Source organism: Mycobacterium sp., from assembly GCF_040509115.1.
Lineage (GTDB): Bacteria > Actinomycetota > Actinomycetes > Mycobacteriales > Mycobacteriaceae > Mycobacterium.
The window spans coordinates 1-16,098 of sequence record NZ_JBEVLO010000496.1; the positions used below are offsets into that span (position 1 = coordinate 1).

A 16,098-nucleotide genomic window follows, 5' to 3' on the forward strand; every position below is an offset into this window, starting at 1 on the left:
CGCGAAGAGTTCTCGCGATCGCCCCGCAGTTTCGGCGTCCGGTCAGAGGTCCAGCAGCGCGATCTCGGGTGACTCGATCAGGTCACGGAGCTCGCAGAGGAAGGTCGCGACCTGCGCACCGTCGGCGATCCTGTGGTCGAAGGCGCACGTGATGGTCATGGTCGGTCGGATGACCAGTTCGTCGTCGACGACGACGGCCCTTGGCTTGAGCGATCCCATGCCGAGGATCGCGGCCTCCGGGTGGTTGATCACCGGCACGCCCTCGTCGAGACCCAGCGCGCCGAAGTTGGACACGGTGAACGTCGACCCCTGGAGCTCGGTGGGCTTGAGGCTGCCCTCCCTGGCGCCGCGGATCAGCTCGGCCACCCGGGCGGCCAGGCCAAGGGTGGTCTTCTTCTGGGCCTCGGCCACCACCGGCACCAGAAGGCCCCGTGGCGTGGCGACTCCGAAGCCGAGGTGGACGGCGCGGTGCGAATGCACCTGTGGCCCATTGGCGGTCTCCACCCAGGTCGAATTGAAGACCTTGTTGTGGGTCAGCGCAACGACGAGGAGCCGCATCGTCAGCACGAACGGCGTGACGTGCTGCCCGTTGTCGCCCGCGGCACCCCGGAACCGGTCCCGCAGCTGCAGGAGGCCGGTGTAGTCGACCTGCACGCTGCAGTGCGCGTCGGGAATCTCGCTGCGCGAGCGGAGCATGCGATCCGCCATCCGGGACTGCACCCGGTTGACGGGAATGACGTCGTGACCGCGATCGGAGGGTGCCTCGGTGCTGGCCGATGCCGATGAGTCCGCGGCCGTCAGGACGTCGTCCCTGGTGATGACGCCACCCGGCCCCGACCCGGGTTGCAGGGAGTCCAGATCGACCCGTAGTTCCGCGGCGAGCTTGCGGACCGGAGGCGCGGCCCGCGGGCGGGACCGCCCCGACCTCGCCGACGAGCCGTGGGTGCGCCGTCTGCTGGTGTCGATCGCCCCGTCGGCGCCGTAGCCGACGAGAACCGACGTCCGGACGCCGCTCGCGGGCGGGTCGGCAGCGGCGGAGCCGTTGGCGCTGACCGGGTTGGGCGGGGCGGCCGCGTCGGCCGCGGTGTCGATGCGGACCAGCACGGAGCCGACCTGAAGGACGTCGTCCTCCTTGCCGCGCAGTTCGACGATGCGGCCCGCGTACGGGCTGGGTATCTCGACTTCGGCCTTCGCGGTTTCCAGTGAACACAGCGTCTGGTTCAGGATGACCTCGTCGCCGACCGCGACGTTCCAGCACACGATCGTGGCCTCTTCCAGGCCCTCACCCAGGTCGGGCACCAGGAACTGCTTCACGCTGTCGGAGCTCATGGCTGGTCCAGTGCCCTCTCGACGCAGTCCAGGAGACGGTCCGGGCCCGGCAGCCACAGCTTCTCCAGCCGCGCCGGCGGGTACGGCGTGTCGAAACCGGTGGCGCGCAGCACTGGCGCCTCAAGCTCGTAGAACAGCTCCTCCTGAATGCGTGCGGCCAGTTCCGCACCGAAGCCCAGGGTGCGGGCCCCCTCGTGCAGGACGACGCAGCGGCCCGTCTTGCGGACGGACTCGGCCACGGTGTCGAAGTCCAGCGGGTTCAGAGACCGCAGGTCGACGACTTCCAGGCTCCAGCCGTGGTGTTCGGCGGCGGTCTCGGCCGCGCTCAACGCGGTCGCGACGAGCCCGCCGTAGGTGAGCACGGTGACATCGGTGCCCTCCCGGCGAATCTGGGCTTGTCCGATGGGCGGGGCGGGAACGGACGTGTCGACCACCTCGCGGCCCCAGTACCGGCGCTTCGGTTCGAGGAACACGACCGGGTCGGGGCTGGCGATCGCGTAGCGAAGCAGCCAGTAGGCATCGGTCGGGGTGGCGGGCGTAACGACCTTGAGGCCGGCCGTGTGCACCCAGTACGTCTCGGTCGACTCCGAATGATGTTCGGCTGCACCGATTCCGCCGAACGATGGGATGCGGATCGTGACGGGCATGTTGATCTCGCCGTGGGTCCGCTGCCGGAACTTCGCGAGGTGGCTGACGATTTGGTCGAAGGCGGGATAGGAGAAGCCGTCGAACTGAATCTCTGGCACCGGTACGAATCCGCGGATCGCCAACCCCACCGAGATGCCGATGATCGCCGATTCGGCCAGTGGGGTGTCGAAGCATCGCGCGTCGCCGAATGCCTTCGCGACGCCCTCGGTGACGCGGAAGACGCCGCCCTGATGGGCGACGTCCTCTCCGAACACCAGCACTCGCTCGTCGTCGGCCATCGCGTCGTGAAGCCCTCGGTTGAGTGCCTCGACCATGGTCATGGCGCTGCTGGTCTGCGGACTCTTCACACCCGCCGCCGGGGGACGTTCGGTGGGACGGTCAATGATCTCGGTCACCTCATTCATCCTTCGCGAGTTCGGCCATCAACTGCTGACGCTGCTCTGCCAGGTCTGGAGTTATCTCGGCGTACACGGTGTCGAACACTTCGGCCACGTCGAAGTCCGGCGCCCCGAACACCATGTCACGAAGCTCGCCCCTTAGCCGGGTCGAACGGGCCGCGACCCGGTCTTCGAGCCGCTCCGTCCAGATTCCGAGGTTCTTCAGGTAGGCGCGGTACCGCGTGATCGGGTCGCGCTCCGCCCAGTGGTCCACTTCCGCGGCGGACCGGTAGCGGGTCGGGTCGTCGGAGGTGGTGTGCGGGCCCATCCGGTAGGTGACCGCCTCGACGAGGGTGGGGCCCTCGCCTGCGCGTGCGCGTTCCGCGGCCTCGGCCATCACCGCATAGCAGGCCAGCGGATCGTTGCCGTCGACCCGGATGCCCGGCATGCCGTATCCGACCGCCTTGTGGGCGATCGACGGCGCGACCATCTGCTTGGCCAACGGGATCGAGATCGCCCACTGGTTGTTCTGGACATAGAAGATGCACGGCGTCTTGAACACCGCCGCGAAGTTCAGCGCCTCGTGGACGTCGCCTTCACTGGTCGAACCGTCGCCGAGAAAGGCGACGGTCACCGAGTCCTCGTTCAGACGTTGGGCAGCCATCGCGGCGCCCACCGCGTGCAAGGCATGGGTGCCGATGGGGATCGACATCGGCGCGCAGCGCTTCTTGGTGAATTCGTGTCCACCATTCCACGTGCCACGCCACGCGAGACCGACGTGCCCCGGTGCGATGCCGCGAACCAGGAAGACCCCGAGTTCGCGATACTGCGGGAACAGCCAGTCGGTCTTGCGGAGGCACGCCGCGGCGCCGACCTGCGCGGCCTCCTGGCCCAGGCACGACGGGAAGAGCGCCAGCTCACCCTGCCGCTGCAGGTTGATGAACTCGCCGTCGAGGTCGCGCGTGACGACCATCATCTCGTAGAGCCAGCTCAACGTTTCCTTCGGCAACTCGCGGCTGTAGCGGTTCTCTGACGTCGCCTCTCCGCTGGGGTCTATCAGGGAGATCGGCTCTAACCCGAGTTCGCCGGGCGGTGCAAACATTTCTCGACTCCTTGCGTGACGTCTTCGCTCGTCCCGACGTGTTGACTGCTAGCAAACCCCGCCGCGGTGTTCTGGTGAGTGAGCAAAGCCTACGAGGGAGATCTACGAGATGCCACCCCGAGTTGACGTTCGGCGTGGCACCGCGCGCACGCGGGGAGCGGTCGGGCCGACGATTCGACGGCGCTTCGTCGTCGGCGTTCGATGCTGTCTTCGGCTTTTGTGGCCATTGCGCCTCCTCTCCCTTTCCCGATGATCGCCGTCGACGCGCAGCTCAGGGTGGTGAAGAAGCCCAGCCGAGCATTTCGACATTTGCGACGTCAGCCGTATCGTTGGCCGTTTCGCGAATTCTTGGCAGCAACCTCATTCGATGCGAATGAAACTTCTGTGAATTTGGCCCTCCCGGCGGTTCTCGGGCGTGTCCCGCCGGCCGTCGAGCAACATCGCGGTGGGCGCGCTCCGTACCGTCACGTCGACGTGCGGATCCAGCAAGAGGCTACGTCGGCCGCGCATGGGGCGCCGTGAGACGCTGAGTCGGTGGAAGTCGTGGAGATCAACACGGGTGAGTGGTACTTGCGTGGCCTGAGGTGTGACGATCGGGTCGATGACCGGCCCGCGCTGGCCGACCTCGGCGAGACCGACCTTGAGTACATCGACCAGGCCGCCGACGACTGGGAATCCGACACCCGCTACACGTGGGCGGTGTGCATACCGACGACCGGTGAGCTGATCGCCGAGATCGCCCTCGACCCCAAGTCGTCGTTCATGGAGAGCCGGGGCAGGCCGGGTTTCGAGGACGCCGCCGCGATCGCCGAGGACACCGTGCGGCGTTACGCCTCCGAAGTGCTTGGTCTGCGGGTCTGGACGTGACCGACCGCCCCGGCTCCGATGGACCGATCTCGTCTACCGCACCCCGCTCCGCCAGCCCGAAGGTCGTCGCCGTCACCGGTGCCGCGGGCCAGATCGGTTACGCGGCGCTGTTCCGCATCGGCGCGGGCGCGCTGCTCGGCAGAGGTGTGCCCGTGACGTTGCGGCTGCTGGAGTTGCCGTCGGCGGCGAGGGCAGCCGAAGGCGTGGTGATGGAACTCGTCGACAGCGCCTTCGAGCTGCTGGCGGGCATCGAGATCCACGACGATCCGGTGCAGGCATTCGACGGTGTCGACGTCGCACTGTTGGTCGGGGCGAAGCCGCGTAGCAAGGGCATGGAGCGGGCCGACCTGCTGGCCGCCAATGCCGCGATCTTCGCCGACGCCGGGCGGGCCCTGAATGCGGGCGCGTCCTCCGACGTTCGGGTCGTGGTGGTCGGCAATCCGGCGAACACCAATGCCCTCGTCGCGTCCGCCCATGCGCCGGACATACCGTCGGAGCGGTTCACGGCACTCACCCGGTTGGATCACAACCGGGCGGTCGCCGCCCTGGCCGCCCACGCGAACGTCCACGTCGCCGACGTCTCGCGCGTCACGGTGTGGGGCAACCACTCCCCGACCATGTACCCCGACATCTTCCACGCCGAGGTCGCAGGCCGGTCGGGCGCCGAGTATGCCGCCGACACCGATTGGCTGACAACCGATTTCATCCCAACCGTGGCCAAACGCGGGACGGCGATCATCGAAGCGCGCGGCACGTCGTCGGCCGCTTCGGCGGCCAACGCCGCGATCGACCACGTGCGGGACTGGGTCGACGGCACCGACCCCGACGACTGGACGTCCGTGGCCCTGGCCTCCCCCGGCGTGTACGGCATCCCCGAGGGCATCGTGGCGTCGCTTCCGGTGCGGGCGGTCGACGGTGCATGGCAGATCGTCGAGGGCCTGGAGCTCAATGCATTCTCCCGCGCGCGCATCGACGCGTCGGTGGCCGAACTGACCGAGGAGCGCGCGGCGGTGCAGGCCCTCGGTCTGCTCTAGTACCCCTGCTCTAGTACCTCAGTAGCTCGGTAGCGTGTCGCCGCGCCGTTAGCGCCGATCGACGTCTTCGCCGCTGGCCAGGTCCCCACATTCGACGGTCACCACGTCGGTCCGCCCCGACAGGAACCGCCGCGCTCCCTCGTCACCGTGCAGATCCGCCACCAGGGACGGCCAGAAGCCGGTCGCGATCACGACCGGATGTCCCGGGCGACCGGTGTAGGCGGCGCGGGCCAACCCAGAAGTACCCGCGGCGGCCAACACACGTCGAACCACGTCGGCTCCAACGTCGGGAGTGTCGACGGTGTGCAAGACGGCCAGGTCGGCCCCCACGATCGCCGCCAACCCGGACCGCACCGACGCACTCATGCCATCGGCCCAGTCCGTGGCGATGACGGCGCGCGCCGGCTCGGGGACGTCGACGACCGCCGCTCCCAGTACCACCACGACGTCGTCACATCCGCCGTTGCGCAGGGCCTCCACCGCAAGGCGCAGCCACTCGCCTTGTTCGGCAAGCACTTTGGGCATCCCATACCGGGTTCCCGCTCCGGCGGCGAGCAGCACGCCCGCGACGGCACCCCGCTTCGACATGCGAACATTGTCAACCTGGTCGATTCTTGTCCCATGTCCGCCCCGGTCGACAAGAAGATCCACAGACGCGTGCACCCGGTTGACGAGGTGCTGCCGATCCCGAAGCTCGCCACGTACGGGTTCCAGCACGTCGTCGCGTTCTACGCGGGCGCGGTCCTGGTGCCCATCATCATCGCGGGCGCGATCGACCTGCCCGCCGAAGACCTGGTGAAGCTGATCACCGCCGATTTGTTCACCTGCGGCATCGCGTCGATCATCCAGGCCGTCGGGTTCTGGAAGGTGGGCGTCCGGCTACCGCTGCTCCAGGGTGTCACCTTCGCGGGCGTCTCCCCGATCATCGCCATCGGGCTGGCCAACGGCGGCGGAGCACCGAGCCTGCTGTACGTCTACGGCGCCGTCATCGTCGCGGGCATCTTCACGTTCCTCATCGCACCCATCTTCATCAAGCTGCTGCGATTCTTCCCGCCGGTGGTCACGGGCACCCTGATCACCATCATCGGCCTGTGTTTGGTTCCGGTGGGCGCGCTTGACGCGGTCACCAATCCCCACACCCACGAGACCGACCCCACGAACATCCGGTGGTTCCTCTACGCGCTGGGCACCATCGCGATCATCGTCGGTATCCAGCGGGTGTTCCGCGGCTTCCTGGCCACCATCGCCGTCCTGCTGGGCCTGGTCATCGGGTGCGCGGTCGCCTTCGCGCTTGGTGACATGAACTTCGACAGGGTGGGCGAGGCCGCGGCGTTGGGCTTCACCCCTCCGTTCCTCTTCGGGATGCCCAAGTTCGACTTCGTCGCCTGCCTGACCATGATCATCGTGCTGTTGATCACCGCCGTGGAGTCGACCGGTTCGACGATCGCGACGGGTGAGATCGTCGGCAAGCGCGTCAAGGCCTCCGACATCGGCAACGTGCTGCGCGCCGATGGCGTCGCCACCACCATCGGCGGCATCTTCAATTCGTTTCCCTACACGGCGTTCTCGGAGAACGTCGGCCTGGTTCGCCTCACCGGCGTCAAGAGCCGCTGGGTGGTGGCCGCCGCGGGCGTCATCATGATCATTCTCGGGTTCCTGCCCAAGGTCGCCGCCATCGTCGCCTCGATCCCGAACCCCGTGCTCGGCGGCGCGGCGCTGACGTTGTTCGCCACCGTCGCCGTGGTCGGCATCCAGACGCTCGGGAAGGTCGACTTCACCGATCACCGCAATCTGATCATCGTCACGACGAGCCTGGCCTTGGCGCTGTGGGTGACGTCCTACCCGGACATCGCCAAGGCGATGCCCACCGGTCTGAACCTGATCTTCGGCAGCGGCATCAGCATCGGCGCGGTATGCGCGATCCTGCTGAACATCGTGTTCTTCCATACCGGTTCGCGTGGTCCGCGGGTGGCAGGCGGCGGTTCGATCACCCTCGACGAGGTGAACTCGATGACCAAGGAGCGCTTCACGGAGGTCTTCGGGCATGTGGTGCAGGACGTCCCGTGGGCCGTCGAGCGCGCCTACGAGCAGCGCCCGTTCGCCGACACCAGGGCGATGCGCGAGGCGTTCCAGGACGCGGTACTCACCGGCTCGTCGGAACAGCAACTGGAGCTGCTCAACGCGTTCCACGATCTCGGCGCCGAGGACGAGACGGGCCATGCTCTGGCCGTCGACCACGTGGCACTATCGAATCTCGATGAACAGGACCACGACGACGTCGTCGAACTGGCGGGGTCCTACCGCGACCACTTCGGCTTCCCCCTCGTCATCTGCGCACGCGAGACGGAGCACTTCGACCGAGTGCTCAAGAACGGCTGGTCGCGGATGGACAATTCGCCGGCCGCCGAAAAGGCCTTCGCGTTGATCGAGGTCGCGAAGATCGCGAACTATCGATTCATCGATCTGGTGGCCGACGCCAACCCGATCGCCGCGGCGAAGTTCAGTCGGCTCAACGAATTGCAGTAGATGCCTACCAAGGGAGCACTCGGCCTCGACGGGTTCAACCGCCTGACCGACCGTCAGCGGATGAACCTGCTCTATGGCGTGTGCTCGTCGCCAATCTGGGCGCGTCGGGTGCTCGCCGGCGGGCCGTTCCGCGACGTCGACGCGCTGCTGGACCGTGCCGACCGGGTGCTCGCCGAGCTGCCCGACGGTGAGATCGACGCGGCACTGGACGGGCATCCGAGGATCGGCGCCAAGGTCGACAATGCGTCCTCGGCCCGCGAGCAGTCCGCCGTGGCCTCTGCGGGTGACGACGTGAAAGCCGAATTGGCCGCCAAGAACCGCGAATACGACGACAAGTTCGGCTACGTGTATCTGGTGTGCGCCAGCGGCCGCTCCGCCGAGGAGCTGCTGGCCATCCTGACCGACCGGCTGCACAACGACCCCGACACCGAACGCCGGGTGATGCGCAGTGAGCTGGCGAAGATCAACCGGCTGCGGCTGGAACGTCTGCTGAGCGAGCCGGCGTGATTCTCCCCCGCGGCGAGGGTGCGGGTCCGAACGCGACACGCCGCGGTTCTGACGCGTTGTGCGCCCGCTCGCGCGCGATGGTGACCGCATGAGTCTCTCCACCCACGTCCTCGACGCCGTCTCCGGCCGGCCCGCCATAGGGGTTGCCGTCACCCTTTCCGACGCGGCGGGCACCACGCTGGCCACGGCCGTCACCAACGAGGACGGACGCGTCGCGCGCCTCGGCGACGACTTGGCCGCCGGAGTGCACCGTCTACACTTCGACACCGGCTCCTACTTCGCGGCCAACGACGTACCCGCGTTCTACCCGGAAATCGTCATCGCCTTCGAGATCACCGACACCGCAGGTCATTACCACGTTCCGGTGCTGCTTTCGCCGTATGCGTATTCCACCTACCGAGGGAGCTGAGCAGTGTCGAAGATCATCCTTGGCAAGAACCAATACGGCAAGGCCGAGAACCGCGTCGTCAGGATCTACCGCGACAGCCCGCGCCACGAAATTCATGACGTCAACGTGTCCACATGTCTGCGTGGGGATTTCAGTGCTGCCCATCTGGTCGGCGATCAATCGGAGGTGCTGCCCACCGATACCCAGAAGCAGACCGCCTACGCGTATGCCAAGGAGAAGGGTCTGCTGTCGATCGAGGACTACGGCCTCGCGCTGGCACGGCACTTCGTGCACGACGTCGAGCCGGTGCAGGGTGCGCGGATCGAGATCGATGAATACGCTTGGCAGCGTGCGGTCGTGGATGGCGTCGAGCACGATCACACCTGGATCCGCAAGGGCCAGGAGGTCCGCACCGCGGCGATAACCGTTGACGCCGAAGGGGAATGGGTCATCGGTGGGCTCAAGGAGATGACCATCCTGAAGTCCACCGGCTCGGAGTTCGCCGACTTCCTCACCGACCCGTACACCATCCTGGAGCCGACGCACGACCGGGTGATGGCGACGTCGCTGACGGCGCAGTGGCGTTTCACCTCCACCGACGTCGATTGGGAAGCGACCTATGAGGGCGTCAAGACCCAACTGGTCAAGCAGTTCGCCGTGGTGCAGTCACTGGCCCTGCAGCAGACGCTCTACGAGATGGGCAAGGCGGTGCTCGAGACGTATCCGGTGATCGCCGAGGTACGGCTCGCGGCGCCCAACAAGCATCACTTCGTCTACGACCTCGCCCCATTCGGCGTGGAGAACAACAGGGAGGTGTTCAACGCCGACGACCGGCCATACGGTTTCATCCAGGCCACCGTCACCAGGGACGACGCACCGCAGGCTGGCGCCGCGTGGGACGTCTACCAGGGCTGGCTACCCTAGCGTCGCGGTGCTCGGTGGGTTTGCCCGCTATTCGAGCTGATCCCTGAGCCGCGTTAGCGACTTCGCGAGCAGACGCGAGACGTGCATCTGCGAGATGCCCACCCGCTCCGCGATCTGCGTCTGGGTCAGCGACTCGAAGAACCGCAACACCAGGACCGTGCGTTCCCGTTCGGGAAGGCTTTCGAGCAACGGACGCAACGCTTCCCGGTTTTCGATGCGGTCGAGGTTGGCGTCGACGTCGCCGAGGGTGTCGGCGATGGCTGGCGCCTCGTCGGTGCCGCCGCCGACGCCGTCGATCGACAGCGTGTTGTAGGAGCTGCCCGCGACGAGACCTTCGACGATCTCCTCGCGATCCATCTCGAGCTCGGCGGCCAGTTCCGAGGGCGTTGGCGCCCGACCGAGCCGCTGCGACAGCTCAGCCGTCGCCGCGCCGAGTCGCAGGTGCAGCTCCTTGAGCCGGCGCGGGACCTTCACCGACCAGCTGTTGTCCCTGAAGTGGCGCCGTACCTCACCCATGATGGTCGGTACGGCGAACGACACGAAGTCCGATCCGGCGTCGACGTCGAAGCGGATGACGGCATTGACCAGCCCGACCCGTGCCACCTGCACCAGGTCGTCTCTGGGTTCGCCGCGGCCGTCGAAGCGGCGCGCGATGTGGTCGGCCAACGGCAGACACCGTTCGACGATGGCGTCGCGTTGGCGGGTGAACTTGGCGGAGCCGTCAGGCAGCTGCTGCAGCGTGCGGAACATGTCGGCCACGTCCGCGTATTCAGAGTTCGATCGTGACGACGAACCCCGAGAGGACGACGTTGTCACCTCAGCGAGCTCGCTCGTCTCGTCGTCATGGAGATTCCGAAGACCTGCGCGTCCTCCGGACCATGGCCGTCGTGGAACGTGGACACCTCGTCCGTCAGTGAGCTCAGGACGTGCCAGCTGAAGCTGCCGGGGACCACGATGTCGGGTGAGGAGCAGGAGGTCGATACGTCGACGACGAGTTGCGCGTCGAGGGGGTTGACCACCAGCACCAGGGTGGCATCCGGAGTGGCCGATCGGATGAGGCGCGTGCATGCCTCGTCGACGGCCAGCCGCAGGTCGGCGACGCTGTCGAAGTCCAGGTCCTCATAGGTACCGACGGCGCCGACAACGGTCCGCAGCACCGCGAGGTTCTCCAACTTCGCCGCCACGCGAACTTCGATGGCGCGAGGGTTTTGATGCCCTCCGCCATGGTCGTGCTGACCCTCTGACACGCGCCCTCCAAGTGATCTCCACGCGAGATTACCCCGAGGAGCTCCCCAGCTAACCACGACCACTCCGTTCACCAGCGGGCTGCTTGACGAAGCAATCCGGAGCGGTGACCGCGGCGTACTTGGTCCGCATGTTTGGGGCGCCTCCTGCTGGTTTCACGTGACTCATTCCCGTCGAGGATGCCCAGCCGCAGGCCGACTAAACCCGTGGCGACGCGGCCGCCCCGCACCCTGCCATTCCGGTTGTCGATGAAAGCAACTCGTGACCAAGGCAATTGGTAGCTGGCGGGGTGACCGATGCCGCAATCCGTTTAGCTGCGCGGCCCGACGGGCAACCTTGGACCGACCAGATACTCACCAAGTGGTGAATGAGGGAGAGGCAGCCATGACCGACAAGGACAGTGGACCCGAAGCAGGCGTCAAGGGCGTCGTCGAAGACGTCAAGGGCAAGGCCAAGGAAGTCGTCGGCACCGTGACCGGGCGTGATGACCTGATTCGTGAGGGCAAGGCGCAGCAGGACAAGGCCGAGGCCCAGCGCGACGTCGCGAAGAAGGAAGCCGAGGCCGAGGCCGCCCGCGGCGGTGCTGCCGCCGCAGAAGCGCGTCAGAAGGCAGAACAGCAGCTCTAGGTCTGCTCGCATGGATACTCGGGATGGTCCGGTCGGAAGTTTCGACCGGACCATCTCCATGCTGCGACGAGGGCCAGGGATGACTACCGTCGATGAGTGGATCTGAACACCATCGAAACGGTCACGGCCCCGCGGCGGCGCGCCGACCTGTGGCCACTGGGCCCATCGGACGCCGTCGTCGGCGGCGGTACGTATCTGTTCTCCGACCCGCAGCCACACCTCCGGCGACTGGTCGACCTGGCCGAATTGGGCTGGCCCGCAGTCACAGTCACCGATGTTGGGATCGAGCTGGCCGCCACCTGCACGCTGGCCCGCGTCTCGAGCCTCTCGGCCGAGCTCCCGACGGTGAGACCGGACTGGTTGGCAGCCCCCCTGTTTGACCAATGTTGCGCGGCACTGCTGGCCTCGTTCAAGATCTGGCGAACCGCGACGATCGGGGGCAACATCTGCCTCTCGTTTCCTGCGGGATCGATGATCTCGCTGACGTCCGCACTAGCGGGCGAGGTGGTGGTGTGGCGTCGGGACGGCGACGACTACCGCGTGCCCATCGCCGACTTCGTCACCGGCATGGCCACCAACGTCCTGCAGACCGGCGACGTGCTGCGGTCGGTGCACTTGCCTGCCGAAGCCCTTCGCGGCCGTACCGCGTTCCGCAAGCTCGCGCCGTCGCCGCTGGGACGCTCGGGCGTCGTGGTGATCGGCAGGTCCGACCCCGATGGGCGCTTCGTCCTATCCGTGACCGCGGCGACCGTCCGCCCGTACGTGTTCACCTTCCGGTCGGCGCCGAGCGTGGCCGCGGTGCGCGAGGCGCATGGCAGCGTCCCCGACGACGCGTGGACCGACGATCCGCATGGCGATCCCGACTGGCGGCGGGCCATGGCCTTGGTGCTGGCCGAGCAGGTGTTGGGTGAGTTGGCGTGAGGATCGACCAGCGAGAAGCGGAGCGGGATCGCGCATGATGGACCAGCGAGAAGCGGAGCGGGATCGCGCATGATCAACGTGAATGGGCGTGTGCTGCAGGATGATCCGTGGCCCGGTCAGTGTTTGCGGACGTACCTTCGTGAGCACGGTCACTTCGAGGTGAAGAAGGGCTGCGACGCGGGTGACTGCGGCGCCTGTTCGGTGCTGGTGGATGGGGCGCCGGTGCATTCCTGTGTGTTCCCGGCGTTTCGCGCGGCGGGACGCGACGTGACCACGGTCGCAGGGCTCGGGACTCCAGAGCAGCCGCATCCGATGCAACGACGCTTCGTCGAGGCCGCCGGATTCCAGTGCGGGTTCTGCACCGCGGGCATGATCACGACGGCTTCGACGCTGCGCCCCGATCAGCTGAGCGATCTCCCCCAGAACCTCAAGGGAAACCTGTGCCGATGCACCGGTTACCGCGCGATCACCGATGCCCTCGCGGGTGCGGTGAACACCAAACGGGTGGGCGGTGCGGGCGACTCCGTCGGCGCGCCCGCGGGGATGCGGGTGGTCACCGGCACCGAGCAGTACACGATGGACCACACCCCCGAGGGTCTGCTTCACATGGCGGTGGTGCGCAGCCCGGTCGCCCACGCGAGGATCGTGGCGATCGACACCGCGGCGGCTGACCAGCTGCCCGGGGTGCGGCTGGTGTTGACCCATCGCGACAGTCCGCCGGTGGCGTTCTCGACAGCGCGCCACGAGAGCAGACTCGACGACCCCGACGATTCGTTGGTTCTCGACGACACGGTCCGGTTCGTCGGCCAGCGGGTGGCCGCGGTCGTCGCCGACACCGCGGCCATCGCCGACAACGCGTGCCGGTTGATCCGCGTCGAGTACGACGAGCTGCCCGCGGTGTTCGATCCGGAGGTGGCGCGCAGCGCAGGCGCTCCGTTGGTGCACGACGGCAAGGGCCCAGACGCGCGCATCGCCGACGTGTCCCGCAATTTGGTCGCCGAGCTGCACGGCGGCATCGGCGACGTGGACGACGGCATCGCGGCGGCGGTGAACTCCGGTGGCGCGGTGGTGACGGGCCGCTGGACCACGCAGCGCGTTCAGCACGCGCACTTGGAGACCCACGGGTGCACGGGGTGGCGCGACGAGGCGGGACGCCTGGTGATCCGCACCAGCTCGCAGGTGCCGTTCCTGGTGCGTGACGAGTTGTGCCACGTCTTCGGGCTGGACCGTTCGCAGGTGCACGTGTTCACCAAGCGGGTGGGTGGCGGTTTCGGCGGCAAGCAGGAGATGCTGGCCGAGGACTTGGTGGCGTTGGCGGTGCTGCGGCTTGGGCTGCCGGTCCGCTTGGAGTTCAGCCGGTCCGACGAGTTCGCCACCGCGCCGTGCCGTCATCCGTTTCGGGTTGACGCCACGGTGGCGGCGGACGCCGACGGGGTTCTGACGGCGTTGGCGGTCGACGTGTTGCTGGATGCGGGTGCGTATGGCAATCACAGCCCGGGGGTGATGTTCCACGGTTGCGGCGAGTCGATCGCGGTGTACCGATGTTCCAACAAGCGGGTCGACGCACAGGCGGTGTACACCAACAACATTCCGTCGGGCGCCTTTCGCGGTTACGGCCTGGGGCAGGTGATCTTCGCCGTCGAGTCGGCGATGGACGAGCTGGCACTTCGGCTCGGCATCGACGCGTTCGAGTTGCGGCGCCGAAATGTCGTCGTGCCAGGCGATCCCTTCGTCGATTCGCACGTCGCCGACGACGACCTGAGCTATGGCAGCTACGGCCTCGACCAATGTCTGGATCTTGCCCAGAGCGCCTTGGCCTCCGGCGACGGTGCGACCGCGCCGGACGGTCCGCAGTGGCGGGTTGGCGAGGGCATGGCGATCGCGATGATCGCCACGATCCCGCCGCGGGGACACTTCGCGGACGCGTCGGTGTCGTTGGACGCCGACGGTGATTTCACGCTGTCTGTCGGTACCGCGGAGTTCGGCAACGGGACGTCCACGGTGCACGCGCAGATCGTGGCCTCGGAGCTGGGCATCGACTCACACCGAGTCCGGATCCACCAATCCGACACCGATGCAACGGGTTACGATACGGGCGCATTCGGCTCGGCGGGCACGGTGGTCGCCGGGATCGCGGTGCAGGCGGCGTGCCGCGAGCTGCGTTCGGCGATGACGGCCGATCCCGGGACGCGACCTCTGATCGGCCGCGGCCGCCACGACGGAACCCCTCGGTCGGTGGCGTTCAACGTGCACGGTTTCCGGGTGGCGGTCAACGTCGAGACGGGCGTGGTTCGCATCCTGCGGTCCGTGCAGGCGGCGGACGCCGGGGTGGTGATGAATCCCGAGCAGTGCCGGGGGCAGGTCGAGGGCGGGGTGGCCCAGGCGATCGGCACGGCACTCTACGAGGAGATGCGTGTCGGGCCCGACGGGGCGGTTACGACGAAAGACCTTCGCAATTACCACATCCCGCAGCTGGCCGACCTCCCCGTCACCGAGGTGTACTTCGCGGATACCCATGATGCGCTTGGGCCGTTCGGCGCCAAGTCGATGAGCGAGTCACCGTACAACCCAGTGGCGCCGGCGCTGGCGAACGCGATCGCCCGGGCGTGCGGCGCGCGCCTTCACGAGTTGCCGATGACACCGGCCAGGGTGTGGCGTGCGCTGAAGGATTGAGTCACTGGTCCTCGACGAGGGCGCAGGCGCTGTCGGGGTGGCCACCTACGATTCGGCTGTGACACGGGTGAAGGCGTATGTGGCAGTGGGTATCGCCGCGGGATTGGTCGCGTCACTGTGTGGGGTGGACGCCAAGTGGAGCGTCGCAGTCGCCGTCCTCGCTCCTGCCGCCCTCGTCGCGATCCCGCGATTCCTGTTCGGTCTCGCGGGCGGCCTCGTCACAACGGGCTCGCGCGAGCATCCCGCCTCGGCGACGCTTGAGATGTCGGGCACGGACTTCGAGGATCACGTCGCGCACCTCGCCCGCCAGTGCGGGGTGCCGGTCATCATGACGCCGCTGACGGGCGACTGGGGCGTCGACCTCATCGTGGGACGTAGACCCAATCGCATTGCGATTCAATGCAAGCGACAGTCCCGGCCGGTCGGTGCTGGTGCCGTGCAAGAGGTGGTCGCGGGCGCACCTATGCAGGACTGTACGCAGACCATGGTCGTCACCAATCACGACTTCACCCCCGCCGCTCGCAAACTCGCCGAGTTGCACGGTTGTGTACTGGTCGGCGGGGACGGCCTCGACCGCCTCGGTTCGACGATCCGCCGGCTGACGCAGCCCGACGACGTCGCGTGAAACCCCTCCGCTTGCTCCGCCAGAAGGCGCCTGCCTACGGGTCGATTCCTGCCAACCGCCGCTCAATCACTGCCAGCGGAAATCAACCCGCTGACCTGCTGGTTATACCCATCAGACCGGCCGGGAAGGCCTCCCAACCGGACCAGAAACCAGCAGAACTCACGAAAGAAGGACGATCATGAAGAACTTCGGATTCGCCACCATCACCACCGCCGTCGCCGCAGGCCTGACCGCCGCCGTCCTCGGCTTCGCCGCCCCCGCCAATGCGGACCTGACCCACCAGCAGTGGATCAACGACATCCAGC

16 protein-coding genes are annotated in these 16,098 nt (G+C 67.3%); 10 read left to right on the plus strand and 6 right to left on the minus strand.

Going from position 1 to position 16,098, the window contains the following annotated elements:
- Positions 1-42: 42 nt before the first annotated feature.
- Genes ABW137_RS33495 through pdhA form a run of 3 tightly spaced genes read right to left on the minus strand, consistent with a single transcriptional unit; the run spans position 43 to position 3,456 of the window.
- Positions 43-1,329, minus strand: a complete 1,287-nt coding sequence (locus ABW137_RS33495) for a 2-oxo acid dehydrogenase subunit E2 (protein WP_526406866.1) — start codon at positions 1,327-1,329, stop codon at positions 43-45.
- Positions 1,326-2,372: an alpha-ketoacid dehydrogenase subunit beta gene (locus ABW137_RS33500; protein ID WP_526406868.1), complete on the minus strand. Its 1,047-nt coding sequence runs from the start codon at positions 2,370-2,372 to the stop codon at positions 1,326-1,328. Before ABW137_RS33500 ends, ABW137_RS33495 begins: the two co-directional genes overlap by 4 nt.
- Position 2,373: 1 nt before the next feature.
- Positions 2,374-3,456, minus strand: a complete 1,083-nt coding sequence (gene pdhA / locus ABW137_RS33505) for a pyruvate dehydrogenase (acetyl-transferring) E1 component subunit alpha (protein ID WP_526406870.1) — start codon at positions 3,454-3,456, stop codon at positions 2,374-2,376.
- Between the two features lie 534 nt (positions 3,457-3,990).
- Between pdhA and ABW137_RS33510 the strand changes: the two genes are divergently transcribed.
- Both ABW137_RS33510 and ABW137_RS33515 read left to right on the plus strand, forming a co-directional pair.
- Positions 3,991-4,323: a hypothetical protein gene (locus ABW137_RS33510; protein WP_526406872.1), complete on the plus strand. Its 333-nt coding sequence runs from the start codon at positions 3,991-3,993 to the stop codon at positions 4,321-4,323.
- The gene (locus tag ABW137_RS33515) at positions 4,320-5,357 is read left to right on the plus strand and encodes a malate dehydrogenase (protein ID WP_526406874.1); all 1,038 of its coding nucleotides are present in this window, start codon (positions 4,320-4,322) and stop codon (positions 5,355-5,357) included. Before ABW137_RS33510 ends, ABW137_RS33515 begins: the two co-directional genes overlap by 4 nt.
- A gap of 48 nt (positions 5,358-5,405) precedes the next feature.
- On the opposite strand, the gene ABW137_RS33520 is transcribed toward ABW137_RS33515, so the two are convergent.
- Positions 5,406-5,945: a nucleotidyltransferase family protein gene (locus ABW137_RS33520; protein WP_526406876.1), complete on the minus strand. Its 540-nt coding sequence runs from the start codon at positions 5,943-5,945 to the stop codon at positions 5,406-5,408.
- Positions 5,946-5,978: 33 nt separating this feature from the next.
- On the opposite strand from ABW137_RS33520, the gene pbuX reads away from it, so the two are divergent.
- From pbuX to pucL, 4 genes are all read left to right on the plus strand, one after another.
- Positions 5,979-7,883 (plus strand): PbuX/PucJ/PucK family nucleobase permease, encoded by a 1,905-nt coding sequence (gene pbuX / locus ABW137_RS33525; protein ID WP_526406878.1) that lies wholly within the window; start codon positions 5,979-5,981, stop codon positions 7,881-7,883.
- Positions 7,884-8,390 carry a 2-oxo-4-hydroxy-4-carboxy-5-ureidoimidazoline decarboxylase gene (gene uraD / locus ABW137_RS33530; protein WP_526406879.1) on the plus strand — a complete coding sequence of 169 codons (507 nt, stop codon included), beginning with the start codon at positions 7,884-7,886 and terminating at the stop codon, positions 8,388-8,390.
- An 88-nt stretch (positions 8,391-8,478) separates the two neighbouring features.
- Positions 8,479-8,799 carry a hydroxyisourate hydrolase gene (uraH, locus tag ABW137_RS33535; RefSeq protein ID WP_526406881.1) on the plus strand — a complete coding sequence of 107 codons (321 nt, stop codon included), beginning with the start codon at positions 8,479-8,481 and terminating at the stop codon, positions 8,797-8,799.
- A 3-nt stretch (positions 8,800-8,802) separates the two neighbouring features.
- Positions 8,803-9,702 carry a factor-independent urate hydroxylase gene (gene pucL / locus ABW137_RS33540; protein ID WP_526406883.1) on the plus strand — a complete coding sequence of 300 codons (900 nt, stop codon included), beginning with the start codon at positions 8,803-8,805 and terminating at the stop codon, positions 9,700-9,702.
- 27 nt (positions 9,703-9,729) lie between these two features.
- On the opposite strand, the gene ABW137_RS33545 is transcribed toward pucL, so the two are convergent.
- Together ABW137_RS33545 and ABW137_RS33550 are read right to left on the minus strand one after the other, a co-directional pair.
- Entirely contained in the window at positions 9,730-10,518 is a 789-nt protein-coding gene (locus tag ABW137_RS33545; RefSeq protein WP_526406885.1) for an RNA polymerase sigma factor SigF, read from the minus strand.
- Positions 10,515-10,949: an ATP-binding protein gene (locus ABW137_RS33550; RefSeq protein ID WP_526406887.1), complete on the minus strand. Its 435-nt coding sequence runs from the start codon at positions 10,947-10,949 to the stop codon at positions 10,515-10,517. Before ABW137_RS33550 ends, ABW137_RS33545 begins: the two co-directional genes overlap by 4 nt.
- A 382-nt stretch (positions 10,950-11,331) precedes the next feature.
- Between ABW137_RS33550 and mbp1 the strand changes: the two genes are divergently transcribed.
- The 4 genes from mbp1 to ABW137_RS33570 all read left to right on the plus strand — a co-directional run bounded on the left by mbp1 (position 11,332) and on the right by ABW137_RS33570 (position 15,793).
- Entirely contained in the window at positions 11,332-11,574 is a 243-nt protein-coding gene (gene mbp1 / locus ABW137_RS33555; protein ID WP_526406889.1) for a microaggregate-binding protein 1, read from the plus strand.
- Between the two features lie 96 nt (positions 11,575-11,670).
- Positions 11,671-12,495 (plus strand): FAD binding domain-containing protein, encoded by an 825-nt coding sequence (locus tag ABW137_RS33560; RefSeq protein ID WP_526406891.1) that lies wholly within the window; start codon positions 11,671-11,673, stop codon positions 12,493-12,495.
- A gap of 69 nt (positions 12,496-12,564) precedes the next feature.
- Positions 12,565-15,168: a molybdopterin-dependent oxidoreductase gene (locus ABW137_RS33565; protein WP_526406893.1), complete on the plus strand. Its 2,604-nt coding sequence runs from the start codon at positions 12,565-12,567 to the stop codon at positions 15,166-15,168.
- A gap of 58 nt (positions 15,169-15,226) precedes the next feature.
- Positions 15,227-15,793 (plus strand): restriction endonuclease, encoded by a 567-nt coding sequence (locus tag ABW137_RS33570; RefSeq protein WP_526406895.1) that lies wholly within the window; start codon positions 15,227-15,229, stop codon positions 15,791-15,793.
- Positions 15,794-16,098 lie beyond the last annotated feature (305 nt).